16 protein-coding genes are annotated in these 26,538 nt (G+C 39.5%); 7 read left to right on the forward strand and 9 right to left on the reverse strand.

Annotated features, from left to right (window positions below):
• The first annotated feature begins 211 nt into the window (after nucleotides 1-211).
• Nucleotides 212-2,479 carry a catalase/peroxidase HPI gene (katG, locus tag BVC88_RS09650; protein ID WP_075350470.1) on the forward strand — a complete coding sequence of 756 codons (2,268 nt, stop codon included), beginning with the start codon at nucleotides 212-214 and terminating at the stop codon, nucleotides 2,477-2,479.
• A 172-nt stretch (nucleotides 2,480-2,651) separates the two neighbouring features.
• Here the strand turns inward: katG and BVC88_RS09655 are convergent, their stop codons facing one another.
• The 7 genes from BVC88_RS09655 to BVC88_RS09685 all read right to left on the reverse strand — a co-directional run bounded on the left by BVC88_RS09655 (nucleotide 2,652) and on the right by BVC88_RS09685 (nucleotide 8,078).
• Nucleotides 2,652-3,503, reverse strand: a complete 852-nt coding sequence (locus tag BVC88_RS09655) for a sugar phosphate isomerase/epimerase family protein (RefSeq protein WP_075350471.1) — start codon at nucleotides 3,501-3,503, stop codon at nucleotides 2,652-2,654.
• A gap of 84 nt (nucleotides 3,504-3,587) precedes the next feature.
• Nucleotides 3,588-4,601, reverse strand: coding sequence for a ThuA domain-containing protein (locus BVC88_RS09660; RefSeq protein WP_075350472.1), 1,014 nt, complete (start codon nucleotides 4,599-4,601; stop codon nucleotides 3,588-3,590).
• A 205-nt stretch (nucleotides 4,602-4,806) separates the two neighbouring features.
• Nucleotides 4,807-5,694 carry a phytanoyl-CoA dioxygenase family protein gene (locus BVC88_RS09665; RefSeq protein ID WP_075350473.1) on the reverse strand — a complete coding sequence of 296 codons (888 nt, stop codon included), beginning with the start codon at nucleotides 5,692-5,694 and terminating at the stop codon, nucleotides 4,807-4,809.
• An 85-nt stretch (nucleotides 5,695-5,779) separates the two neighbouring features.
• Nucleotides 5,780-6,292, reverse strand: a complete 513-nt coding sequence (locus BVC88_RS09670; protein WP_075350474.1) for a hypothetical protein — start codon at nucleotides 6,290-6,292, stop codon at nucleotides 5,780-5,782.
• On the reverse strand, nucleotides 6,282-7,433 hold the full coding sequence (locus tag BVC88_RS09675) for a 6-bladed beta-propeller (RefSeq protein WP_075350475.1): 1,152 nt from the start codon (nucleotides 7,431-7,433) through the stop codon (nucleotides 6,282-6,284). The genes BVC88_RS09670 and BVC88_RS09675 overlap by 11 nt, the downstream gene beginning before the upstream one ends.
• 79 nt (nucleotides 7,434-7,512) lie before the next feature.
• Nucleotides 7,513-7,776 carry a hypothetical protein gene (locus BVC88_RS09680; protein ID WP_075350476.1) on the reverse strand — a complete coding sequence of 88 codons (264 nt, stop codon included), beginning with the start codon at nucleotides 7,774-7,776 and terminating at the stop codon, nucleotides 7,513-7,515.
• Between the two features lie 44 nt (nucleotides 7,777-7,820).
• Nucleotides 7,821-8,078: a hypothetical protein gene (locus tag BVC88_RS09685; RefSeq protein WP_075350477.1), complete on the reverse strand. Its 258-nt coding sequence runs from the start codon at nucleotides 8,076-8,078 to the stop codon at nucleotides 7,821-7,823.
• A gap of 394 nt (nucleotides 8,079-8,472) precedes the next feature.
• Here BVC88_RS09685 and BVC88_RS09690 point away from each other — a divergent pair, with 394 nt between their 5' ends.
• Nucleotides 8,473-9,897: a Gfo/Idh/MocA family oxidoreductase gene (locus BVC88_RS09690; protein WP_075350648.1), complete on the forward strand. Its 1,425-nt coding sequence runs from the start codon at nucleotides 8,473-8,475 to the stop codon at nucleotides 9,895-9,897.
• A 96-nt stretch (nucleotides 9,898-9,993) separates the two neighbouring features.
• Here the strand turns inward: BVC88_RS09690 and BVC88_RS09695 are convergent, their stop codons facing one another.
• Both BVC88_RS09695 and BVC88_RS09700 read right to left on the reverse strand, forming a co-directional pair.
• A complete protein-coding gene (locus BVC88_RS09695; protein WP_075350478.1) occupies nucleotides 9,994-11,226 on the reverse strand; it encodes a M48 family metallopeptidase in 1,233 nt (410 codons plus the stop codon).
• A gap of 6 nt (nucleotides 11,227-11,232) precedes the next feature.
• Complete coding sequence (locus tag BVC88_RS09700) at nucleotides 11,233-12,279, reverse strand: PorP/SprF family type IX secretion system membrane protein (RefSeq protein WP_075350479.1); 1,047 nt, start codon at nucleotides 12,277-12,279, stop codon at nucleotides 11,233-11,235.
• 82 nt (nucleotides 12,280-12,361) lie between these two features.
• Between BVC88_RS09700 and BVC88_RS09705 the strand changes: the two genes are divergently transcribed.
• The 5 genes from BVC88_RS09705 to BVC88_RS09725 all read left to right on the forward strand — a co-directional run bounded on the left by BVC88_RS09705 (nucleotide 12,362) and on the right by BVC88_RS09725 (nucleotide 26,441).
• Nucleotides 12,362-17,881, forward strand: coding sequence for a T9SS type B sorting domain-containing protein (locus BVC88_RS09705; protein ID WP_075350480.1), 5,520 nt, complete (start codon nucleotides 12,362-12,364; stop codon nucleotides 17,879-17,881).
• Between the two features lies 1 nt (nucleotide 17,882).
• Nucleotides 17,883-18,635, forward strand: a complete 753-nt coding sequence (gene yaaA / locus BVC88_RS09710) for a peroxide stress protein YaaA (protein WP_075350481.1) — start codon at nucleotides 17,883-17,885, stop codon at nucleotides 18,633-18,635.
• A gap of 106 nt (nucleotides 18,636-18,741) precedes the next feature.
• Complete coding sequence (locus BVC88_RS09715) at nucleotides 18,742-22,245, forward strand: hypothetical protein (RefSeq protein WP_139316554.1); 3,504 nt, start codon at nucleotides 18,742-18,744, stop codon at nucleotides 22,243-22,245.
• 114 nt (nucleotides 22,246-22,359) lie between these two features.
• Nucleotides 22,360-25,095: a hypothetical protein gene (locus tag BVC88_RS09720; protein WP_075350483.1), complete on the forward strand. Its 2,736-nt coding sequence runs from the start codon at nucleotides 22,360-22,362 to the stop codon at nucleotides 25,093-25,095.
• 113 nt (nucleotides 25,096-25,208) lie between these two features.
• Nucleotides 25,209-26,441 carry an MFS transporter gene (locus BVC88_RS09725; RefSeq protein ID WP_075350484.1) on the forward strand — a complete coding sequence of 411 codons (1,233 nt, stop codon included), beginning with the start codon at nucleotides 25,209-25,211 and terminating at the stop codon, nucleotides 26,439-26,441.
• Nucleotides 26,442-26,538: the final 97 nt, after the last annotated feature.

The raw sequence follows: 26,538 nt of genomic DNA on the forward strand, positions 1-26,538 counted from the left end.
AATTATAATTTTTGTCTTCATAGAGATTTTTGGTGACAAAAATCAAGTATCCTGACATTTAAGTATCCTAGGAGAAACAAACCAGTTTTGGTAATTTTATAACCATTTAGAATCCTTAAAGACTCATAGGAATTATCTATGGAAAAAGGATTTCAATACCCAATCCTTTTAGGTAAATTTACTTTTCAAGAAAAATTAAATCTCAAGTAATATGGATAACAATCAAAACCCACATTCATCCGATCACGCCAAAGTTTATGACATGAATGGTCATGGAGGTTCAAATGGTGCCGAAAAATGCCCTTTCATTGGAGGTACATTGACGAAAGCTGCTGGTGGAGGAACCTCTAACAGAGACTGGTGGCCAAATCAGTTGAAGCTTAACATTCTTCGTCAGAATTCTTCGCTCTCCAATCCTATGGGCGAAGATTTTGATTATGCTGCTGAATTCAAAAGTCTTGACTTGGCTGCAGTGAAAAAAGATCTGGCTGATCTAATGACTGATTCTCAGGATTGGTGGCCAGCAGATTTTGGTCATTATGGACCATTTTTTATCAGAATGGCTTGGCATAGTGCAGGAACCTACAGAATCCAGGATGGCCGAGGCGGTGGAGGATCAGGAACTCAGCGTTTCGCTCCGCTAAACAGCTGGCCTGACAATGGAAACTTAGATAAGGCTAGATTGCTTCTTTGGCCAATCAAACAAAAATATGGCAAGAAACTTTCTTGGGCTGACTTGATGATCCTTGCTGGAAACGTGGCTTTGGAAACAATGGATTTCAAAACATACGGATTTGGCGGTGGACGTGAAGATGTCTGGGAGCCAGAAGAGGATGTATATTGGGGATCTGAAACTGAGTGGCTCGGAGACAAGCGATACACTGGTGACCGTGTACTTGAAAATCCACTTGGAGCCGTACAAATGGGTCTTATCTATGTAAACCCTGAAGGACCAAACGGGAATCCAAATCCTTTGGCAGCGGCTAAAGATATCCGGGAGACTTTTGGTCGAATGGCAATGAACGACGAAGAAACTGTAGCGCTTATCGCTGGTGGTCATACCTTCGGTAAAACTCACGGTGCTGCCGATCCTAGCAAATATGTAGAGCGTGAGCCTGCTGCTGCAGGTATCGAAATGCAAAGCATGGGATGGAAAAACAACTTTGGAACTGGAAATGCAGGTGATACAATTACTTCCGGCTTAGAAGGAATTTGGACCACCACACCTACCAAATGGAGTAATAATTACTTCGAAAACTTGTTTGGTTTCGAATGGGAATTATTCAAAAGCCCAGCAGGTGCTCATCAGTGGAGACCTAAAAATGGTGGTGGTGCAGGAACCGTTCCTGATGCACATGATCCTTCCAAGAGCCATCAGCCAGTCATGTTGACTACAGATATTGCATTGCGTGAAGATCCAGCTTATGAGAAAATCTCTCGTAGATTCTTTGAGAATCCTGATGAGTTTGCTGATGTTTTTGCAAAAGCTTGGTATAAATTGACGCACAGAGATATGGGTCCGGTATCCAGATATTTGGGTCCTGAGGTTCCTTCCGAAGAATTGATCTGGCAAGATCCAATTCCTGCTGCTACCTATAAGATGATCGATGCTGCAGATGTTGACGCACTAAAAGCAAAAATTCTAGCTTCAGGACTTAGTGTTTCTGAATTAGTGTCTACAGCTTGGGCTTCCGCTTCTACGTTCCGTGGATCCGACTTTAGAGGTGGTGCCAATGGAGCAAGAGTGAGACTTTCTCCTCAGAAATATTGGGATGCTAATAATCCTGCTCAGTTGTCAAAAGTATTGGAAAAACTTGAAGCTATTCAAGGAGAATTCAATGCAGCACAGACTGGTGGAAAACAAGTTTCACTTGCCGATTTGATCGTATTGGGAGGTTGTGCCGGAATTGAGCAAGCAGCGAAAAACGCTGGTCATTCAGTAACTGTGCCTTTTACACCTGGCAGAACTGATGCTTCTCAGGCGCAAACTGATGTAGAATCTTTTGCAGCGCTAGAACCATCTGCTGATGGATTTAGAAATTATTTCGTTCCAAAGCACAAGGCTTCTGCTGAAGAGATGTTAATCGATAGAGCTCAGTTGATGACTTTGACTGCTCCTGAAATGACTGTTTTAGTCGGCGGCATGCGGGTGCTTGACACCAATTTTGATCATTCCAAATATGGCGTATTCACAGAGCGTCCAGGATCATTGACGAATGATTACTTCGTCAACCTATTGGATCTTGGTATTACTTGGAGTGCAGCTGACAAAGGTGAGCATGCTTTCCTTGGAAAGGATCGCAAATCAGGTCAGGTAAAATGGACTGGAACACGAGTAGATCTAATCTTCGGATCTAATTCTGAGCTTCGTGCGATTGCTGAAGTTTACGGATGTGCAGATGGTGAAGAGCGATTTGTCAAGGACTTTGTAGCCGCTTGGAACAAAGTGATGAATCTTGACAGATTTGATTTGGCTTAATTAAGCTGATATAAATTAACGTCAAAGGTGGTTTCGAAAGAGACCACCTTTTTTTGTTTTTTTCCTATTATAGACTTTTTGGATAGAACTTTTTGAAAAATTTATAGTACCCGCCCACATTAAAATGGAGTATGGAATTGCAGTTGGCAAACCCTAAATAATTTGATTCGGCTTACTTGCTATACTTCAATAGTTTTTCGCGAATCAACCGGTATCCATTCTCTGCCATGTCCCAAGGCTCAGAGAAGTTCCTCCACACCCCAATCGAGTTGGCAAAATCAGGATCATTTCGGGTAAAACCTTCAATAGTCAGCCAGCCTTTGTAATCCACTTTAGCCAAAGCGGAAAAAGTCTCATCAAAGTTCACATGACCTGAACCTGGAGTACCTCTATCATTTTCTGAAATATGAAAATGCCCCAATCTTGGAGCAATAAACTCAATGGCTTTACCCATTTTCTTTTCCTCCATATTAGCATGATGCGTATCAAACATGGCTTGGACATTTGGGTGATTGACTTTTGCAAGCAAATAATCCAGCTGTTCCATGGTATTGCAGAGGTAGCATTCAAAGCGATTGAGTGCTTCAGGAGTCATGAGTATCCCCAAGTTTTGAGCATAGTCTGCAGTTTCGTTTAGCACTTCAGCTGACCAATTGTATTCATCTTCCTGAGGTGCACGAGATGCAAAAGTGGCAAAGGCGGAATGAAAGGGGCCGCATAAAACCTGGGAGTTCAGGTCGGCTGCCCGATCGAGTACCCAACGCAATTTCTCTTTTGCTTTTTCTCGCACTTTGGCATCGGGTGAAATCGGATTTTCATCAGGCCCCATTACCGTCACAGTAGTTACTTCCAATCCAATTTCTTGGCAATGTTTTCCTACAGATTTGAAAGCTTTCTCTTCCCAAGGCCCCACAAAAAATTCTGCACCATCATATCCTATGGTTTTTAATCGGTCAAGAATCGGAAATAAATCTTCAGAAACCACCGCTGACCAAGCCAGCACATTAAATCCTATTTTGTTCATTGTATTATTTTGTCAACGGACCACAGTCCTCAGTCGACAGCCGCATATCGGTGGACTGTTGACCGTCGACTGTTGACCAAAATTTTACCTAAAATCCTCCACTTTCATACCCTTCCGAAAGGTGTCAAAGCCAAACATCGTCGGCTTATAGGTTCCGATATAAGCTACTGAAAGATCAGGAGTGATTTCATCTGACATTCCCATTAACATAAAAGCCGAATTGATCACTAAACGCCGAAGGTCCTCACTTTGAAAATCCAAGGAAGAACCCATGGTGGAGGCAAACAATTTACCTGGCTTTCCCCCTTCAATTTGATAGGTTTTGGTCCAAGCGATAGGCATAACTGATTTCTCCCATATCAAAGGGGATTGATCAGTCATTCCAGCTGTACTTTGACCGTAGAGCAGCACTTCGACATCATCCGGCAAATGTTTAATACCATACACGTCCGAAGGCACCCAAATATCATTGACTCCTCTCAATGCCGGATGGTCTTCCATTTGTTTCACTCCATCGATCAATGCCCTAGTCCCCTCTTCCCCATGAATCCCATGGTGGTTGACCCAAGTCTCACCTATAATTTGCTGTCCAAAGCCTCCTTCCCAATTCGGAACTTTACTATTCCAAGTCCATTTGAAATAGGGCGAATTGGTATCCTTAATAGCAAAAGGATGGGTAGAGGTTCGAAGTGCTATAAATGGTTTTCCTTTTTTGAAAAAACCATCCAAGGCTTTCATTTGATCTACTGGCAAATCCCGAAATCGAAGGAGCATAATCATCAGATCTGCATCATCCAAATGCTCCAACCCTGGAATATTATTTTGATAACTTGGGACTATATTCCCACTTTCAGGTTCTATCGCAAAAAGTACGGTGGTCTTGAATCCGTAAGTTTGAGAAAGAATTTTTGCCATCATGGGCATGGATTCCTCGGAGCGGTATTCATCATCGGCCGCAAGGAGCACGATATGCTTACCATTTCCTACACCTTCCTTTCCCTCAAATTGAAGAAAAGTAATTCCATTCTGTGCAAAAGTGAACGTTCCGCTGAGCGCAAAAAAGAGGAATGCACAACAAAATTTCTTCAAACAATTCATAGGGTTAGTTTTTTGGGTTGATCACGAGTTGGTCTAATATAATCCAATTTGATAAGAGGCTAATATGGAAATTCAGATTTTTAAATACGAAAATCTTTAAACTAAATAACAAATTCGTAATTGAAAATTGCCTTAGATCGTGTCTCCAGGAGCGAAATCAAGGATTTAATCTTCTAGGCTAGATTTTTATCTTTAAAAACCGGAATCAACTATTTCCTATCTCCTTAGGATCAAAAATAATAGGGAAGAACTTTCCACTCATTTTTTCTCCTTTCGGGATGACGGGCACACCTTCTAAAAGCGGTTCATCCGTATCAGAAACCGTCCCGTCAGCAAAGACATTCAATACAAAAGCTTTGCGCGAGCGCGGTGAAAAATTAGCAAAACTTCCATGAACCAACAGTGGATGATGGAATGCTGCATGTCCGGCTTTTAAGGGTATCGCTACGGGTTTGAAATTCGCCTTTTGCTCGGCAGTCATCATGGCCATCAATCCATCCATTTCTCCTGCCAAAGCTGGCTTATCCAAAAGCCCCCAGCGATGTGAACCCGGCACATATTGGAGACAACCATTTTCTTCCGTGGCGTCATCCAATCCGCACCAGCAAGTCAGGTGCTGCATGGCTATGGTCCGAGTCCAATAGCTGTAATCCTGATGCCATGCTACATTGCCTCCATGATGGGCGGGCTTGCAAAATAGCTGATCATGCCAGAAACGGACTGCCCGATCTCCGAGCAATTGACTGGCTGCCATTCGGAATGCTGGATTCCAGATCGCATCATGAAATGCAGGAGCCAACCGCCAATGGCCCAAGGAATGGAAAAGCACTTTATTCGGATCTCCCGATTCATTGCTGTGAAACTCATGGAACAGATGATGCAGCGGATGCGCCGGATCCATCACTTCATCCAAGGCATTTTTCAAGGCTTCGATCTGATCTGCATTTAGCAATTTTACATCGGCCAAATAACCATTTTCATGAAAAAAATCGATTTGCTCTTGACTGAGTCGGTATTGCTCCCAATCTGCTTTGGTTTTTGGTTGGGGGAAAAGTTCTGAGATGGGTTCGTGAATTTCTGCGAGGTCTGGCATGTGTATAGGTTTATAAGTGCTTGAAGATAGAAAAAGCTTCCTAGAAAATGGAAAACTGATCTCACAATAAAAATCTAAAATAAAATCAATTTCGAAAATCTAAATAATCAAAATAATTTCTAATCTTTCCATAATCCCCTTGTTCAAAAACTTCTAAACAACAAATCCTACCCTTTTTGAAATATCCCAACTTTGGAAAAAATTCATGTTGACTCAGAAAAGAGTAATCAGTAATATCAAAAATTTGTATTTGTTCAAGTGGCAAAACACTTTGTAATGAATACCTAATTTCCCTTTCCTTTAATTTATCATTTCTAAACAAATAAAGTTTTATAGTTGGATTTTGATCAAAATACATTTTAAGTGATGAGTTTAATTCTTCAAAGCAATTAAAACAAGAACTATTAGGAAGAATAAATATCAATCCATCATTTTGTGCCTCAAATTCATATAATTTATAAAAGATATCACTATTTAAATTTTCATTAATCAATTCACTTAAAGATCTAATTTCTGTCATCTCCAAATTATTTTTTTCTACTTGAGGAGAATGACATCCTAAAATGAAGCTAAAAAGAATGACTGGTTTACTTTTCATCAAACAGTATGATTAGTGGATTGTCTCCGTCTTTAACATTAAAAACCTCTTGATATTGCTTTAAAACACTAGATTCCGCTGGAATTACGATATATGCCCTATTATCCCCTATAGTGCCAAAAGATATTTCTTCGTCCAAGTCAAGGACTATTTGAACACCAAGGTGATCAAAGGAAATTTTCTTTCCTGACTTAAGCACATCTTTCTTTTTATCATACACAGAAAGAAATGCCTGGCCTTGATTAAAAAACCTATACATCAAATAAGTTTCTGATTCAACTACATTACCAACATTGAAAGACTTTTCTGAGAAATTGATAAATTGGAATACGTCAACAATAGAAATATAACCTTTTCCAACCAAGTCTTCTTCCAAAACTTTGTTTGAACCAAAATCTATGTAATACTTTGGAAACACTTTCATACTCTTATCTACAAAATAAATAGTATCATTAAAGGAATTAACAAAGTTATATCCTTGATCTGCATTGGAGAAAAAATCATGTCTATAAACATGAAGGTATTTCGATTTTTCGGGATTGAATCTAAGGCTAGTATTAAGAAAATTAAATCCAGTGGCAAGATTATCCCCCTCAAAAAGAAATAAAGAAGAAGATTTTTCAGATACATCCAAATATCCTGATGTACCAATTAAACCATTCTTAATTTTTTCAATTCCAAATAATGGATAATTAAGTGGGTAATCAATTTCCATTTCCAAATCATAAGTATATTGGAAAATTGACCTTTGATTTGAATCATATACCCAAATTCTATTTAGATCAGGTAATAAAATAACATCTGTTAAATTCACAAATTCATCAGGACCACCTTTACCTTTAGAAATTTTACCAAAAAAATTCCCATTTCTATCAAATTTAAAAAGAGAATTTCCCCCTTTAATAAAAATCCATTCCTCATTTACCAATACTTTAATTACAAAGTCGACAAGAGAATAATCATTAGATTGAAGTCTTACAACTTCGTTGAATTTATAATATTCAGACAGATTTAATTCAGACTCAACACTAGGTAAATCCTGCATAATTGATTTTACAGTAAAACCTACTTTCTGATCTTCGTTTTCTGAACAAGCCGAAATAATTAGTATTACAAACAATGAATTCAATAATTTTCTCATAAAGTTATATAGTATAATAAATTGAAAAAAATAGTGCTATTTTAAATTTTAAAAAAGCACTATTTTTTATTTAATTCTTTTAGGTATTTGAACCTCCGCCACATCCTCCTGCATAACAACAGGAAGAATCAGTATTTGCACAACAATATCGAGTTCCAGAGGAATTACCCATCAATGGACCGCACATTTCTGCAGGTGGATCACACATAGTTTGTGAGAATCCACTTACAATTACTTTCGAAAAAATAAGTTCTTCGCCATTTGAGGAACTGAGGTCATGAACAAAGAAACTTAGTAAGCAGAGAAAAATTCCACCTAATAATTTGCCTAATTGTTTTTTCATAATAAGATTATTTAATTTTTATAAAATAATAAAGAAAAGTAATTCTATGTATTGCTACCACCTCCACAAGTTGCTGCGAAGCATTCATCTGCATTAATATTTGCACAACAATACCTCGTTCCAGAAGAATTCCCCATTAAAGGGCCGCAAACATCTGGCAACTGCTGTTGCGAGAAACCGCTACTAACCACATTGGCTAAGAATAAACCCTTTTCACCTTCTGGGTTTATCAATTCAATTGTTAACATCAGGATAATAGATAAGCCAATCATACCTATCAATTGAAATAATTTCTTTTTCATAATAAAATAGTTTAGAAGTGTAACCTATTCAATTATAGCTGCTTATAACTTATTCTCCAAATTTACTAAATCTTACATCCTCTTATTTTAGTTAAAATTGCATTTTTTCAAGGGTGGATTTCAAAAGAATGTTTTGTTTTTTTAGTTTACACGCCCCCCCCCTACCAAATAAATCAGTAGTTTATTTCCCTAAGACAGAATTATAAACTAATTTTTATTTTTAATAAATTATTTTCAGTGCAATTTTAATTAGTTTGAAATTGCCTCGCTAATCTAACTCGCTTCGGTATCGATTCCGTTGATTTATTGCACTTGCTTACTGATTCTAAATTTTGATTCCTAGCTTAGAAAAGCAAATAGATCCTTGATTGCTCCATCTCAAAATAAACCCTTCATGAAAACCAATCGAAGAAACTTTCTCAAGACCGGAGCCTCTGCTGCTATGGGTCTTTCCGGACTGACGCTAATCTCTCCTCATGTGCTAGGCAAATCCATGGGCTATGTCGCTCCTTCTGACAAAGTCAATCTTGCCTGTATCGGAATTGGAAACCGAGGAGCTGAGATCATCAAAGAACTTCATAAGACTGGCCTTTGTAACGTCGTAGCACTTTGTGATGTGGATATGGGAGCCAAGCAGACCCTTCAGATCATGGAGATGTTTCCACAAGCCAAACGCTTTCAAGACTTCAGAAAGATGTTTGATCAGATCGGAGGAGAGTTTGAAGCGGTAAGCATTGCTACTCCGGACTTTTCACATTTCCCGGTGACCATGATGGCATTGAAAGAAGGCAAGCATGTCTATGTAGAAAAGCCAATGGCTAGGACTTTTCAGGAAGTCGATCTGATGATGGCTGCTGCAAAGAAATATCCAAAACTGGCCACTCAAATGGGAAATCAGGGCCACTCCGAAGGAAATTATTTTCAGTTTAAAGCTTGGCAGGAAGCAGGAATAATCAAAGATGTGACCGCTATGACTGCCCATATGAACAGCAGAAGACGTTGGCATGATTGGAATCCCAATATTAAATCTTTTCCAGCGGCAGAGCCCATTCCCGCTACGATGAACTGGGATGTTTGGACTTCCCAGGCTCAGCCGCATGCTTTCAACAAAGACTTTCACAACGGACAATGGCGCTGCTGGTACGACTTTGGAATGGGAGCCTTGGGTGATTGGGGAGCACATATCATGGATACCGCGCATCAGTTTTTGGATTTGGGACTTCCAAGTGAAATCAACCCAACCAAACTCAGCGGTCACAACATGTTCTTTTTCCCGATGTCCACCACTTTGGAATTCAAATTCCCAGCTAGAGCTGCGATGCCTCCGATGACGATTACCTGGCAGGATGGCTTGGACAATATTCCTTCCGTTCCGGATGGCTATGGGGTTTCCGAGCTGGACCCTAATATTCCACCTCCAAGCAATGGACAGATCCAACCTGCAAAACTGAATCCTGGCAAAATTATTTACAGTAAAGAATTGACGTTCAAAGGAGGTTCACACGGAAGCACGCTTTCGATCATTCCTTCGGATAAAGCAAAAGAATGGGAATCCAAACTTCCTGAAGTTCCAGAAAGTCCATCCAATCACTTCGCCAATTTCTTAAAGGCATGTAAGGGAGAAGAAAAAACCAGATCTCCATTTGAAATCGCCGGTCCACTCAGTCAGGTATTTTGCCTTGGTGTGATGGCCCAGCAAATGGGAACCAAGCTGGAATTTGATCGGGAGACTCGCCAAATCACGAATAATCCACTCGCCAATCAAGTTTTGGCAGGAATGCCGCCAAGAAAGGGTTGGGAGGAGTTTTATGTGGTTTAGTGAATGAGAGATTAGAGATTAAGAGAATTGGGGGAATGTTGAAGGTCATCACTATTTTCAAACCTTGAAAATAGTGATGACCTTTTTAATTCTACTCTACCCTTCCAACTTCTCCAATCGCTCTAATAGCGGCGGATGAGAATAATTCATAAACACATACCAAGGATGTGGATTGATATTGCTAAGCGTTTTCACAGATAGCGTTTTTAATGCTTCAGCTAATGGTTTTCCTGCGAAAGTGGTTTTCGCAAAATGATCTGCCTCAAACTCATTTTTGCGACTCAGCCAATTCATCCCAATTCCCAGAATCATCGAGATCGGCGAAAATAGCATGGTGAATCCAATGAGATTCAATTCCACGGACCAGACTTTTCCACCCAAAGCCATACTCATGGGTTCATTAAAAATAAATTGAGCCAGCAAAAACAATAAAAGTCCGATTTGAAGCACTGATAGAATCATACTCCAAACGATGTGCTTCTTTTTGTAATGGCCGACTTCATGAGCCAAAACAGCCACTAATTCATCTGGGGGATGTTGATCTAGCAGTGTATCGTACAGCACGACTTTTTTTCGCTTTCCAAAACCGGAGAAAAAAGCATTTGCTTTAGAAGAACGCTTGCTTCCATCCATCACGAAGATATTCTCCAAAGGGAAATTCACCGATCGGGCATAATTGAAAATTTGATCTTTTAATTCTCCTTCCCCAAGAGGGGTAAGTTTATTGAACAGTGGTAGGATCAAAGCAGTGTAAAACAGATTGACCAACACCATAAAAACTGCAGCAACAATCCAGAACTGCCACCAGAAATCATTCCCCATTTGGTGAACTAGCCACAGAAAAAGCATAAACAATCCTCCTCCAATGATGATGGAGAGTAGGTATCCTTTTAATTTATCCGAAAAGAACGTTTTAACCGTGGACTTATTAAATCCATACTTCTCCTCGATTACAAAAGTGCTGTAATAATCAAAGGGTAGGCTAAGGATATCCGAACCAATAAAGATCAGGGCAAAGAAAACGACAGATTCTAAAAGCGGTGCGATTTCAAAAGTTTTCACCCAACTATCAATTGCTCCAAACCAACCTTGACTAATAAAAAGAATGGTGATCACAAATGAGAAAATCCCTGAAACTAATCCAAAGCGATAATTTTCATTTTGGTAGTTCTTAGATTCTTGAAGTTTTTGATCCGTCAAATATTCTGACAGTGTGGCTGGTACTTTTGGTACAGGCTGTCTGTAATTCAAGTAATTGAGAATTTTACCCAATAAAAACCCAAAAGTCACTACTCCAATCAGTAGATTCTTTAGTAAAATCGGCTCCATGAAATTTTAGAATTTAGGACAAGGGAGAATGGTATCCCTTCTTCTCGGACCGCCTTGATTATTGTTTGGTAAAGTCCATGACAAACTAATCTCATGTGCTCCTCCTGATTGGATTCCCAATTGAGAAACCGTGTAATCGAAACTGTAGCCGATATTCAATCCACTGAGCAAATTCACTCCAACCATCATGACGATCGCATCTCGATTACTTTGATTTTCAACCGGCTTGTAAGGTAGTCCACGATACCAAAGACCGAATACGATCGGTTCTACATAGAAGTATGCACCAATATCCAGCTGCTCAAATGGTCCTTGTCGCTTGTAGTTGATTGTAGGAGTTAAATAACGTTGCTTTCGCATATGCGTAAAATCCTGACGCATGGATCCTTCTCCTAGAGGTATTCTGTAACCAGCATGAAAGGAAATCTTCATAGGAAGCGGACTATCTCCGTCAATAAAGGACTGATTGGGTTGGTTGACATGATGTGCTGACCCTCCAAACCAAAATTTCTCTGTAAAAATCAATCCCCCAAAAGAAAGTGATAACATGTTAACTGGATCACCTAAACCCGGTATATCCGTACCTGGAAGCGTAGGGCCAAAAGGGTCACTGGGATTAATCTGATTTGCAAAAATCAAATTTTCAAAAAATCCAATTTCTCTTCTGATATAACTTGCCTGAAATCCTGGCCTGAAATAAAGATTATCACTCAATTTCAATTCGTAAGAATAAATGGCAGATATCGTGGTAGACCGCAATTTTGCAGCCCCTTCCGTATCTTGCATCAGCATTATCCCAATCCCACTATTGTAATCTTCCAAGTAAGTATCGTAGAATGCAGAGAAGGTTGTAAACTGTGCATCTATGCTTGGCCATTGATTTCTATAGTTAAATCCAACCCGACCAGTAAGCTCAGAACCAGCAAAGGCCGGATTCAAATAAAGAGGAGCAGCGTAGTATTGGCTATATTGCGGATCCTGTGCAAATGCCGACGTATGAAGGAAAAGTCCAACCACACTAAAAAAAACCACGTAAACCAGAGACCGTAACAAGGATTTGTTCGTTTATTTGAATATTCAGTTAGCATTTAGAACGATTCGAGCTCTTCGTTGTTTTAGATGCAGTTCGAAAATTATGAAAAGCAACCTTAATTCCATAAGCTTCCCCTACATTTTTCCTCTTTCTTTGATATTTACATTTTTTGTAATTCAATTTTCTGCCTATTCCCAAGGTTTTAATGATAACGAATGGATTTTCGGATACTGCGGCACAAGCGCTGAAAACAACTATTTATCCTTTGGAAAAGGTGGAACCCCAACAGTTCAGACCCTTCCCTCCACCGTTTTAATAGGTAAAAATAATAATGCAATTGCTATCGATCCGATTACCGGTCAACCCCTTTTCTTAACAAATGGAGAACTAGTATACGATTATAGCTCAAACCCGCTGCAAGGAAGTGCACCAGGTTTGGACGGAGATATTACAGGAAGGCAAAAAGTTGCAACAGGCTTTCTGGAATATGATCCTGACGGAAATAAACTTTTCTACATATTCTATATTTCTCCGGGAGGGCAGCTCCTCTACTCTTTGGTGGATATGAATGCTGCCGGACAAGCTACTGGAAATGAGCGGCCACTGGGTGAAGTAACTCAAAAAGATATTGCAATTGGAACTGCTCAAGGATCACTTTTGGTAGTCAAGTCACCTTCTTCTCCTTCCTACCTTATCACTATTGAAAATAACACTATCATTTCTCGAAGGCTTGATGGAACAGCTGGAAGTTTTACCACAACAGATACTCAAAATATTGGTTTCACACCCCAAGCAATCATTTTTGACGAAGCTTCCCAACGCTTAATTCTCATTCATGGGTCCGACGACTCAGACATAGCCGTAATTGATTTTGACACTAGCACCGGGACTTTTGTCACCAGGGAGTTTATAGCTAATTCAAACGGTATAGAACCTTTCGGAGGTGCTGAATTTTCTCCAGATGGAGCATTTATTTACTATTCAAGAGGAAATAAACTTTTTAGAGTACCAAGCGACGACCTTTCTGGTGAACCGGAAGAAATCCCTCTTCCTGATAATCTTCATGCAGTTTATGATATTAAAGTCGGTCCTGATGGCAACCTCTATTACATCTATGAGGAAGTAGACGGTGGACCTCAGCTTATCGGCAGGGTGACTAATCCCAATGAACCAGATCTTGCAGAAATTAATTTGGAGGAAGATCCTTTCAATGGTATTGATTTTTGCGGAACAGTCTTCCCAACATTTGCTCCAAATGCTGACATTACCCCAACTGTAAATTTCACCTGGGCACCAGATATGCCTTGTGCGAATAACCCTATCCAACTTACCAGTGAAATCACTCCTGAAAACTACCGTCCTGTCAGTTTTGAGTGGGAATTCAATCCACCTCTAACAGATTCCGATGGAAACCCCTTGCCGGCGGATTTTGGTCAAGAGCATTTCCTAATACCTGGAGATGCCGCACAGGGTCAAAGTATTTCAGTTTCATTAACTGTGACTTTTGCCGATGGAGAATCCGAAACAGTATCTCGTGATATCACGCTTACGGAGAATAATTTGGAGGCAAATTTCACACCTCAGGACACTACGCTTTGCGAAGGACAATGTGTGGATATTGCTGCTTTGCTGGAAGCACAAAGTACTGCTGGTGAACAAGGTGGCGAGGCTCCTCCAAGCGGCGGGGATAATTACGAATACTTTTGGTCAAACTTCCGTGATGAAGGCTGGGGAACTCGAACCGAAAACACAGTTTGTTTGCCAGGTTTATATTGGGCTTTGGTAAGAGAACCAGGTTCTTCTTGCTATGCTTATGCTGAAATCCGAGTTCAGATTTGGGATCTTCCAGATCAGACAAATAATATCTGGTATTTCGGAGATGGCGCCGGTCTGGATTTCAATCCAGATCCGAATGATGAAAATGCTCCAACTCCGAGGCCAATAGCAAACAGGCACCCACAAAATATTCCCGCAGGTACAACCACAATCTCCGATCAGACTGGACAGGTTTTATTCTTTACCGATGGAAATTCTGTTTGGGATTTAAATGGAAATCTCATGGAAAATGGGGATAACATTGGTGGGGATAATGGATCCAGTCAAGGTGCTTTGGCTGTACCTGTACCGCAAGAGGAGACACTGTTTTATCTCTTTACTACACAAGTATCTGCCAACGGCACCAATGAAGTTAAATTCTCACTGGTAGACATTAAGGCAGAAAATCAGACTGGAGTCGGAAATGTGGTCACCAAGGATAATTTCCTTTTCAGTCCTTCTACAGAACATACCGCTGCTTTGGATGCTGGAGACACGACTTGGGTGATGTTTCATGAATTAGGAAATAACACTTTCCGAGCATATCCAGTAACCACCAATGGCATCGGCCCACCGGTCCTAAGTTCGGTAGGTAGTAATCATGGATTTAACTCCGGAGTGGGCGCAATGAAGTTTAATTCCGATGGAGATCAGCTAGCAGTAACTATCAGTGAAGGTGGTTGCAACAAATTGGAGATTTTCGATTTTGATCAATCTACGGGTGAGCTTACCGAATACGCTAGGATAGATTTGGGATGCAATGGAGAAGTCTATGGTATGGAATTTTCCGAAGATGGGGATAGAATCCTAGTGAGCTATCAAAATGGAGGGCCTGGAATTGAAGAATTCATTATTAAATCCACAGCTGACGAAGATGATCCAGATGCAACAGCCTGTCCGACTTGCTTTGGAACTGCATCCACCCGGCCTCAAATTGAAGCATGTATTCTCAGTACAAGAAATCAAATCAGCGGCACTTCATCATTAAATATTGGTGCGCTTCAGATTGGACCAAATGGTCAAATTTATGCGGCGGTAGTTGGAGACAATCGAATCGGTCAAATCAATGTAGGTACAGGTTGTACATCCCAAAGTACTTTCACCCAAGATGGTGTCGAGCCAATGCCGGGCACTTCTAATTTAGGATTGCCTTCATTTGTTCAAAACTCCGGCAGTTCAATTCCTGAACCTTCACTAGCAGCACCTCCTCGAATTTGTCTAGACCCAGACAACCCTTCTGGAGCATTGTTTGAAGGTGGTGGAGAACCTGATATCGACAGCTATTTCTGGACAATCACAGCAGAAGATGGAACCTTCCTTCAAAACAATTTTGGAGGGCCAGGAGAACAATTTCAGACTTTGGAACAAATCTTTGCTAATCCTGGAACTTACACAGTGGAACTTCGAGTAGATCGATGTGGCGACCCGGAATATTTCAGAGCAAGTACCGAGATCTTGGTTGAAGCTCCTCCGACCTTGACTTTGCCAGATGCTGCGACACTTTGTGCTGAAAACCCTGTGACCCTTACTGCAATTGATGGGTATGATCCTGCAGAGGGACTCTATGTTTTTGAATGGACAAATGCTGCTGGAGAAGTCTTTGGTGACGAAAATTCTAATTCAATAACGGTTACCGAGGAAAGCATTTATACCGTAACCGTAAGCTTTGCTTTGCCAGATGGGTTGTCTGAAGATGAGGCAGCATTATACGAAACTTGCCCTGCAACAGCAGAGATATTTGTTGGGCCTGCATTTGAGTTTGATTTGACCCAAACTGCAACTGAAGTATGTTACGAAGAAACCTCTGTTATTTTCGCCCCTAACACACCAATTACTGGTGAATGGTTTTATGAATTAAATGGTGATCCGACTCGAGTTTCTTTGGGAGAATTTTTTGAATTGGAGTTATTCGTGAATACCCTCCCTGGGTCAGGACAATACGAGATTATTTTTGTGACTCAGGATCCTATCTTGGAAGGATGTACTGTTGAAAAAAGATTACCACTGCTTGTTAATGAACTTCCACTGTTAGTAGCTACACAAACTACTCCCGCTACTGACTGTGCTACTCCAGATGGTTCATTTGAGATCACTATGCAAGCAAGTGCTTCTACTGTGACTGTCCAAGAAACGGGTGAAATTTTCAACAATGTGAATCAGGGAGATGTGCTTTCTGTAACCAACCTGCTACCTGGAGTTCATACCATTGAAGCCTTAAATAGTACTGGCTGCAGCTATATCTCGACTGTAACGGTAGAAAATTCCAACCCTCCAAGTGGCTTTGAATATACAGTAATAGCTAGTGACGAGACCTGCAGTATTAACGGAGTTGAAAATGGAACACTTGTTATTCAGTTTACCAGTGGTACTCCTTCAGGAAGCTATCTAATCACACGACAAGGAGATGGTCAAACTTTCTCAGGAAGCTTCACTAATAGCAGTCAAATCACAGTGAATGTCCCATATGGAGATTATTCAGTGGAAGTTTCTGATGCTGCAAATTGTGCTATTCCAGATCCCACGAATTATACTGTTGCTCAGAAATTCGAGGTTGTGTTTGCTGTTCCTACAGAACTTACTGCCTGTGAAAGCTTTACATTCTTACCAACATCTCCAGATAACCTGATTTATACAGTTACCAATTCAAGTGGCGCAATTATCTCCCCTGACGCAAGTGGCGAATTCACAATCTCTCAAAGTGGAGTTTATATAGTAAGAGGTGAGGATCCTACAGGTGTTGATTGTCCGCGTGAAGAATCAATTACTGCCACGATCACACAGCCTATAGTTTTTGATGTGCCTCCTCCAATTGTTGATTGCCAGGCAGGAATTCGGTATGAGGTTGTCCTAATAAATGCTGATCCAGCCGATGTTGTATTCCTTTGGAGAGACGCTAACAGAATAATTGTTGGAAGATCTCAAACTTTTGTTCCAAATCTTGCCGGAACCTATTCAGTAGAAGTTCAGCCAAGAAATGGAGGTCTCTGTCCTACGAATGAATTTTATTTTGACGCTGAAGTACTTACAGAGAATCTTGAAGTTGCGCTTGATATAGTGCCATTCTGTGTAGATCAAACCAGTACCACAATTACTATTGATGCAAACTTATCTTTGGTTCAAAATATCGAGTGGTATAGTGTCCAAGGCGGAACAAGAACTCGCATTCCAGCATTCGACGATTTGCCAATCATAGAAGTAAGTCAAGAGGGGATTTACGAAGTACTATTGAGAAGTGCTGCCGGATGTGATATTGGCAGAGCCAGTGGTTCGGTCGCGAAATCAATAATTATACCTCCCGTTGTACCACAAAATATTACCATATGTGCTATAGAAGGAGTCACCGAATCAATAGACCCAGGAGTTTATGACAATTATTCTTGGAAATTAAATGGTGACGAAGTTTCAACATCAGCGATTTTCACCCCTACCCTACCTGGGATATATGAATTGACCGTATCAGATAATTTGGGCTGTTTCTATGTGGAAAATTTCGAAGTCATTGAAGATTGTGCGTTGAAAATCTCATTTCCAAATGGAGTAGTGCTCAACGATCCCAATCGAAATTTCATTCTTTACGCAAATGAATACATTGATAATGTAGAAGTCTATATTTTCAATCGCTGGGGTGAATTGATATTCTATTGTGAGCATCAAAACCTTGAGCCTGGACAGCCATTTTGCCCTTGGGACGGTCAAGTTGGAGGAAAATTTGTTCCAAACGGAACATATGCGGTAAAGGTGAAGTTTACCAGTCAAGATCAAAACTTAACACAATCTCTAATCAAAGCGATTACCATTATTCAATAGTATGCTTATCTTAATTTCACCAGCCAAAACGCTGGATTACAATAATCCTATTATACAAGAACACACATTACCTGACTTTCAGACTGAGACAAAGAATTTGATCAATGTCCTGAAGAAAAAAACTGCATCAGAAATCGGAAAGTTGATGGGTATTTCTGAGAACTTGGCAGTACTTAATGAAGAGCGGTTCAAGACATTCCAAAAGGAATTCAATTTCGAAAATTCCAAGCAGGCTTTGCTCGCATTCAAAGGTGACGTATATACTAAAATAGATGTAGACCAATACAATAAAGATGATTTTGAATTTGCGCAGCAACATTTGAGAATTCTATCAGGACTATATGGTTTACTAAAGCCTTTAGATTTGATTCAACCCTATCGATTGGAAATGGGCACTAGGCTTGAAAATAAAAAAGGAAAAAGTCTGTATGAGTTTTGGGACAAAAAAATCGCAAAGGCGATCAATACTGCGGCTGGAGATAGCCCGATTGTAAATCTTGCTTCCCAAGAATATTTCAAATCAGTCGATTTGAAAACTGTAAAAAACCCAATCATTACCATTCACTTCAAAGAATTCAAAAATGACGCTTATCAGGTTGTTGGTTTTTTTGCAAAACAGGCAAGAGGAATGATGACTAATTATGCGATCAAAAACAGAATCACCAATCCAAATGAGTTGAAATTATTTAACTTGGAGGGATATGAGTTTTCAGATGTTTTAAGCACACAATTGAAGTGGACTTTTGTTCGTTAATCCTTCAGAAACATTTTTTTTAGCGTAACAAAAGGTATTCAACTTTCCCGGATATATAAAAAAATGTAGTTTAGCATCTTGAAAATGAGTATTTTATTAATCCATTTTGAAAAAAACAACTCCAATAGTATTTGTGTGTGTTTGCCTTTTTGCTTGGTTTGCCCAAGCTGAGGTAGAACTTAAGTCACCTATTGTTTTTTTTGAAAGATTAATCTCATCAATACCTTTAAATCAAGCCATAATAGATCCTGAATTATCAGGACCTGAAAAATTATGTAATGTTGTAGGAAGTGTTAGGGGTACCTTTTCAGGAGGTGGAAATCCGGATACCGATGTCTATAAATGGACTATTCTTGCTCCAAACGGACAAGTTTTGTTTACCCGGCCTCCAGGCGCTTTTGAGAGTATTGAATATACATTTGAACAGATAGGGGTACATAAAGTCTTACTGGAAGTATCAAGAGGGGGGATTTTAGTTGGAAACTTTTCAAAGAATGTAGATATTATCAAAGGGGCTACAATTACCCTTTTAAACTCTTATCAGATTTGTTCCGGCCAATCCCTAAGTATCAAAGCTATTGCAGAATCAAGTTCAGATTTTTCAAATTATTCGTTTGAATGGACTGACGAATCCGGTGTAATTATCGGAAACTCAAATGAGTTGATCGTTAATACGCCAGGTAAATACAATGTGGAATTTTATGTTTTGGATGGTCAATCTAACCCTCAGTGCCAAACGAATTTAACAACAACAGTGACTCAACTTGATCTAGTTACTATTGTCAAAAGTTCTGACACAGTCTGTAAGGATGGATCGATCAACTTCAAAACAGATCCGCTTACTGTTGGCCAGTGGATACTATCAGTTCCGGGTGAACCAAATCCTGTATTTCTTAGTAAATCGAGTCAGATTACATTATTCCCGAATATTAATCTTTTGAAATTTGGGCAATATGAACTTAAGGTACTTATCGAGAACCCCGATAACCCTGCTTGTTCTCCTGAGGCAACAACAACTTTCATTTATAACGTAGAACCGTTTGTCGAAATAATAGATGCTATAGGAGCGAGCGGTTGTTTTGTAGCAGATGGATCCCTAGAGCTTGTTGCTTTAACAGATATAGATCAACTAATTGTCGAAGAATTAGGATTATCTTTTGGTCCATTTAGTGTTGGTGATCCAATCAATATTCCAAACCTGGAATCTGGAGCTTACACTCTTTTGGCTTTCCTAGATGGATGTCGTAACTCATTTGGAACAGTAGTACCTCTCTTGACTCCTCCCGCAAATCTTGAGTTTGCAGTTGAAAATGTAACTGGTGAATCTTGTACAGAAACCGGAAAAATAGGCGGTTCATTTGAAATAAGTTTACTAAACGGGATAACTGAGGGATCTTTTAGGATAATAACCGAACGTGGAGATGAAATCATTAAAGACGCTTTGCCAAATGAAAACCCTTTTAAAATCAATCTTGGAGGCGGAAAGTACTTTTTCGAGATTTTGGATAAGGACAGCTGTAATCTTCCAAGAAAAGAGTTAATTGAAATTCCCTCGAAATCACAAACTAATTTTTTTATTCCTGAGAACTTAGTGATCTGTCAATCCTATGATTTAATACCTGATACTTCCCAGGATTTAGTATTTACACTAACAGATCCAGTTGGAAATATTACTTCAAAAGCTAAAGGCGAGCCATTTAACATCACTGAAGAAGGAGAATATATTTTGGTAGGATCCTTGCCAAACCAAGATGAGTTGTGTCCTTCCCTGAGAAAAATAGTCATTACAACCACAGACCCAATTTCATTTGACCCAATATTGAAAAGTGAGGATTGTGTCATAGGAAACAGAATTTATACTGCTGAAATTTATGGGACAGATTCGACATCGGTAAATTATTTTTGGAGAAATGAATTAGGAGAGACTATTGGTACTGGTAAAGACCTTTTTCTGTCACCAAACTCAATAGGTATTTTTTCATTGGAAGTTCAGCCTAAGAGCAGTGAGCTATGCCCTATTTCTCCAAAAGAATTTGAAGTAAAAGAGCCTATTCTTTTTGTGGAGGCAACAATAGCCTCAACCAAACTTTGTGAGTTTGGTCCCGAAGCTATTATTGAATTAAGTACCACATCGCCAGATGCAGTAAAATTTATTGAGTGGAGAAGATTTGATGAGCTAGGGGAAATCGTGGACTTACCAGAGTTCAATAATCAATTTGTTTTTAATACTAGGATTGGTGGCACTTATGAGGCAACTCTTTTCAGCGAAATCAAACCAGGAATTAATTCGAGTTGTGAACTCGCTCGAATCAATTTCACATTGGACTTAACTCCTGAAAAGGTATTCTTTGAGATCCCTACAAATCTTTCAATCTGTGAGACTTATGAATTCACTCCAATCACTACTGAAAATTTACTTTTTGAAATAACAAAACCTAATGGTGAAATCCTGGAGCTAAATTCAGGGGAACCGATCACAATAGATCAAAATGGTATTTATAGCTTTTTTGCATATAACCCTGATTTAGGGACACCACTTTGCCCTGAAGTTAAAAACATGGAAGTAGTGGTAAATCAAAAAATTCAGTTTTCTCCAGAATTACTTTCAGAAGATTGCAATGGTGAAAAAATTTATATCGCTGATATTGGAGGAGTAGATCCTGCTTTGGCATTATTCACCTGGTTTGATGAAAGTGGGAATATTATTGGGACAAACCAGTTATTAACTCTTAACACATTTGGGGATTTTTCATTGGATGTCCAGCCAAGTGGAAGTATTCCATGTGATCAAGAACCAGTTAGCTTTTTTGTTGAGCCTCCCTTGCTTAGTGTTCCAGTTAGCTTGACTTCTGAGCCACTCTGTCCAGATGCCTCCTCTACTTCCATCACAGCTACTTCAGAATTTGATTTAGTCAATGAGATTCAATGGTGGTTTACAGCTACAAATGGTCAGCAAAATCAATTAATTCAAGAGACCAATAAAGAGTCTATTTTAGTTTTCAATGAAGGCACTTATGAAGTGAGAATTTTAAATGAAAATGGTTGCCTTCTAGGTTTTGACAGAGTTCTAATCATGAGGAGTATGGATGCAATCCGGCCTACAGTAGAAGAAAGCTATAAAGTTTGCCCACGGTATGAAATTGGGCCAGTTATTAATCCAGGTGTGTTTTCAGGCTACGAATGGTATTTTGAAGACCAACTAGTTTCTACAGACCCAACATACAAACCGATATTACCAGGGAAATATGAACTAATCGTATTCAGTAATGAAGGATGCGCCTATAACGCTTTATTTGAAACTGAAGAGGAGTGTGAATTACGTGTAAGTTATCCTAATGCGGTTCAGCCGGGCAATCCTGATAAAGAATTCCTTATTTACACCAATTATTTAATTGATGAAATGAAGGTCTCTATCTTTAATAAGTGGGGAGAAATTATTTTTTACTGTGAAAAGAAAGACTTGATTTCTGAGGAATCTACTTGTTTTTGGGATGTGACTTATGACGGAAAAGCAATTCCAAACGGCACTTATGCGATTCGGATTGATTTAAAAAATATAGAGAAAGGCCTGTCCAAAACTCAAATAGGATCCATCTTGATCGTGAAGTAAGCCAAAGGGTCTTTAAGTACTTTTTTTGGAACATTTTTTGAAACCTTTGAAAGATAGCCTGTTGAAACACCTTTCATTGACTACTTTTGTAACATCTCCCGAAATAAAAAGTATTTGCCTGTAAAAGACCAATTCCTCTACAGGAAGATTGGGTTTATACTGATTCTGATTTGTATTTCACTTTCCTCCTATGCCTTAAAGGAAAGATTTGAATACCCTGATCTAATCTCACTCAAATCTTCCTCAAATACCGTAAATCCAGAATTGGTCGGTCCTGAAAACCTATGTATTGTTTTTGGTGGAGTAATAGGAACTTACAGCGGAGGTGGTGATCCTGGCGACGTGTATAGCTGGCTCGTTATAGGGCCAAATGGAGAAGAGATTTTTAACCGATCAGGTGGTTCCCAATTTGAAACCATAAAGGTTTCTTTCAATGAGGTAGGCATTTATAATATTTCCTTAAATGTACGCAGAGGTACTTTGGATATATATACCAGTAGCCTACAAGTAAAAGTCCAAAAAGGCCCTGAATTAGCTCTTTTACCAGATTACTTGCTTTGCGGTGAGACGCCTGTTAAACTAACTGCAATTGATCCTGAGACCTCGAATCTATCGAGCTATTCTTTCATCTGGAAAGATCAAAATGGAAATATTGTTGGAAATGAAAATGATTTGATTGCATTTACTGAGGGATTTTACATAGTGGAATTATTCCTTCGAAACAGCGACGGAAGTCAGGATTGCCTAATCACTGGCTCTAGCTTCGTTGGTCCCCCACTTGATTTTAAAATCCAACAATCAGCAGTGCAGATTTGCGAGGGAAGTTCGATTCAATTTGAAACAGATACACCACTCTCAGGAGAATGGTTTATCCGCAAATCGGGCACTTCCCAAAAAACAAGTTTAGGTTCAGCGTTTAACATTTCAATAAATGCATCCACACTCCCAAGCCTAGGAGTCTATGAGGTTATTTTCAGTTCCTTCGATCCAAACTTGCCTGAATGTCGATCGGAAAGAAAAGTAGCATTTGAATTGAAAGAAGCTCCTAAAATTCAAATTAACCTTCTGGAAAAACCTGACGACTGTGGAAATCCAAATGGAAATTTTACCGTGCAGGCAGCCTCTCCTTTGGACTCGCTAGTGGTAGAAGAATTAGGATTTGTTTCTGGAAATATTTCTGCTGGACAAACTTTAAATTTTGATAACCTTAAGCCACAAATCTATACCATCCGTTCCTATGCTAATGGGTGTGAATTAACCAACCTTTTCATTTTGGAGGCAAAAGATCCTCCGACTAGCGCTAACCCTCCCACTATTATACAGACAGAGTACGATTTTTTCCCAGAAAGTTGTACTGAAAATGGAATAGTTGCCGGTCAATTAAAAATTCAATTTCCTCAAGGCAATGTAATTGGTTATTACCGAATAATGGCTCTTGGAGTAGGAAGCATACTTACCGGGAAAATCGAAGATCAAGATTCTTTGGCAGTTGATCTGAATGGAGGAGACTATTTACTTGAATTGACTATCGATGGCTGCACATATCCTATTGAAGAATTCAGAATTGAAAAAAAACCACAAGTCGAATTTACTGTTCCAACTTCAATCAATATTTGTGAATTTTTTGATTTTGTACCGGAAACCAATCAAAATCTCAGCTTCACTTTAACCTTCCCTGACGGCACCTCGAAGACGACAGATGCTCAGAATCCTTTCCAACTCACCGAAGCTGGAAATTATTCGCTTGTGGGAATATCTAAAGATCCTTCTACTGGACTTTGTCCCAAAATTCAAACTTTCTCAGCAACCCTATCTCAATCAATTGTATTCGAACCTGTCTTGAAGGAAGAAGATTGTTTTGGTAACAAGATCTATGAAGCCAAAATCGAAGGTGTAGATCCTGATCAGACAAGTATCAGATGGCTAAATGAATCAGGTGAAATCGTTGGAAGAAGTACCGTTTTATTTCCAACTGCATTTGGGGACTATTCTCTGATCGTACAGCCTCTTGGAAGTGGGTTTTGTCCAGTTTCTCCAATTCCATTTGAGATCACAGCCCCAATCTTATCAGTCCCGATGGATTTAGAAGCTAATAAAATCTGTCCGGAACCAGGGTTTTCAACTATTAAACTGAGTACAAATGAAGCAGAGGTAGTACTTACAGAATGGATTTATTTTGATTTAGTCAACAATCGAAAGGATCTAACTGAATTTGCTGGATTATTTGAAATCACAGTTTCAGAAGTAGGCACTTATGAAGCTGTAGCATATAATAGGCTTGGTTGTGAGATAGGAAGAAATTTGATTTTAGTAGAAGAATCAACTTTGCTTACACCTCCCAACCTCGAAGATCGTTATGGTATTTGTTCTAAAGAAAACACAGTTCCTCCGCTTGACCCAGGTGATTTTGCAGCATACAGTTGGTACTTTGAACAGGAATTAGTCTCGGAAAAAAGACTTTTCAAACCCTCCGAAGTGGGCGAATACACCTTGGTCGTAACGACAATTGATGGATGCGAGTTTGCAGTTAGCTTCACGACATTTGATGCATGTGATTTCGATGTCATTTTTCCAACTGCTATGGTTTTAGATGACCCTTCGAGAGATTTTAGAGTACTGGTAAGCGAAGGAGTAACTGAAGCAGACCTTTATATTATAAATAGACAGGGAGCCTTGATCCATTTTCAAACCGTAAATGAAATCGCCGCAGAGGTTCCAATTTTGATATGGGATGGGAAAACAGGTGGAAAATCAATTCCTTCTGGGACATATGTTGTAGTTCTAATGCTTAGAAATCCCATTTATGGTTTTGAAGAAAAAATCACCAGTTCGCTATTAGTAATAGATTGATATACCCAAAAGGCCAATATTTTTTATGAGGGGGAAAGTTGAATGCAATATTTTTCCTATTTTGAACCGTTTCAATCGTTTGTATTCATTAACCCAAACCCAAACCCTTACCTATGACCGATAACATTAACCGATCGGCGCTCTTCAATGCTAGTTGTTTTGCGCTCATTACCACCGCCTTCACCTTCGCTATTCGTGCTGGTATCCTTCCCCAATTGGGTGACACCTTTGGACTAAATGCCGAGCAACTTGGATTCATTAACTCCATGTGGTTTTTAGGATTCCCCATTTCAATGATCTTGGGTGGATTATTTTATCACAAAATAGGCCCTGCCAATATCATGCGGATTGCTTTTGTGATGCATACGCTTGGTATTTTGCTTACAATTTTCGCAGATGGCTATAATACCCTACTGATTTCCACACTCTTCATAGGATTTGGTAATGGCTGTACAGAGGCTGCCTGTAATCCAATGATTGCAGATATGTACACCGGAGTGAAAATGAATAAAATGCTAAATCGTTTCCACATGTGGTTTCCAGGAGGAATTGTACTAGGCTCCTTAATTTCCAAGTTTATGACAGATTTAAATATGGGCTGGGAAGCTCAAATCTGGGTAATGATGATCCCTACTGTTATTTATGCTGTCTTATTCTTTGGCAAAACTTTCCCTCAGCCGAAAGTTGAAGGAGCTACTTCTTTGGTTGAAAATCTCAAAGCGATGATAAGTCCAGTATTTATTTTCTTGTTCATTGCAATGGCTTTAACTGCCATTTCAGAATTTGGACCACAGCAATGGGTAGGATTGATTATGGGGTCAAGTGGGGCTAGCCCGATGTTGATTCTTGCATTGACTACTGGAGTAATGGCCGTTGCAAGGTTCTTTGCCGGACCTGTGGTACAAACTCTTGGTCAAACAGGTGTCTTATTGGCTGGAGCTATTCTAGCTACTTTGGGAATTTATCTATTCAGTACAGTTACAGGACCTATGGCCTACGTAGCAGCAGTTGTTTTTGCACTTGGAGTAGGTTACTTCTGGCCAGTTATGGTAGGAGCAGTAGCACAACGAGTTCCGCTTAGTGGAGCATTGGGAATGTCCATAATAGGCGGAGTAGGAATGTTTTCTACAGCTATTTTCCAGCCTATAATCGGTGGATGGATTGATAGCTCTAATGCAGCTATGTCAGCAGCTGGTCTTTCTGGAGCAGAACTCGAATTAGCAGCTGGTCAAGACACTTTACAGAAAATCATGCTTTTCCCTATCATATTGATAGTCCTCTTTACCATTTTCTTCTTCTGGCAAAAGAGTTCGAAATCATCAGCTGCGGTTTCAACTGCACACTAAACTTAAAACAGCCTTCGGGCTGTTTTTTTTTGAAAATCTAGTTTGTGTTTTCTTACCTTCTCGTAAAAGTATTTTTTGGTAGAAAAAAATAACACCA

It is taken from the genome of Algoriphagus marinus, assembly GCF_001936475.1.
GTDB lineage: Bacteria > Bacteroidota > Bacteroidia > Cytophagales > Cyclobacteriaceae > Algoriphagus > Algoriphagus marinus.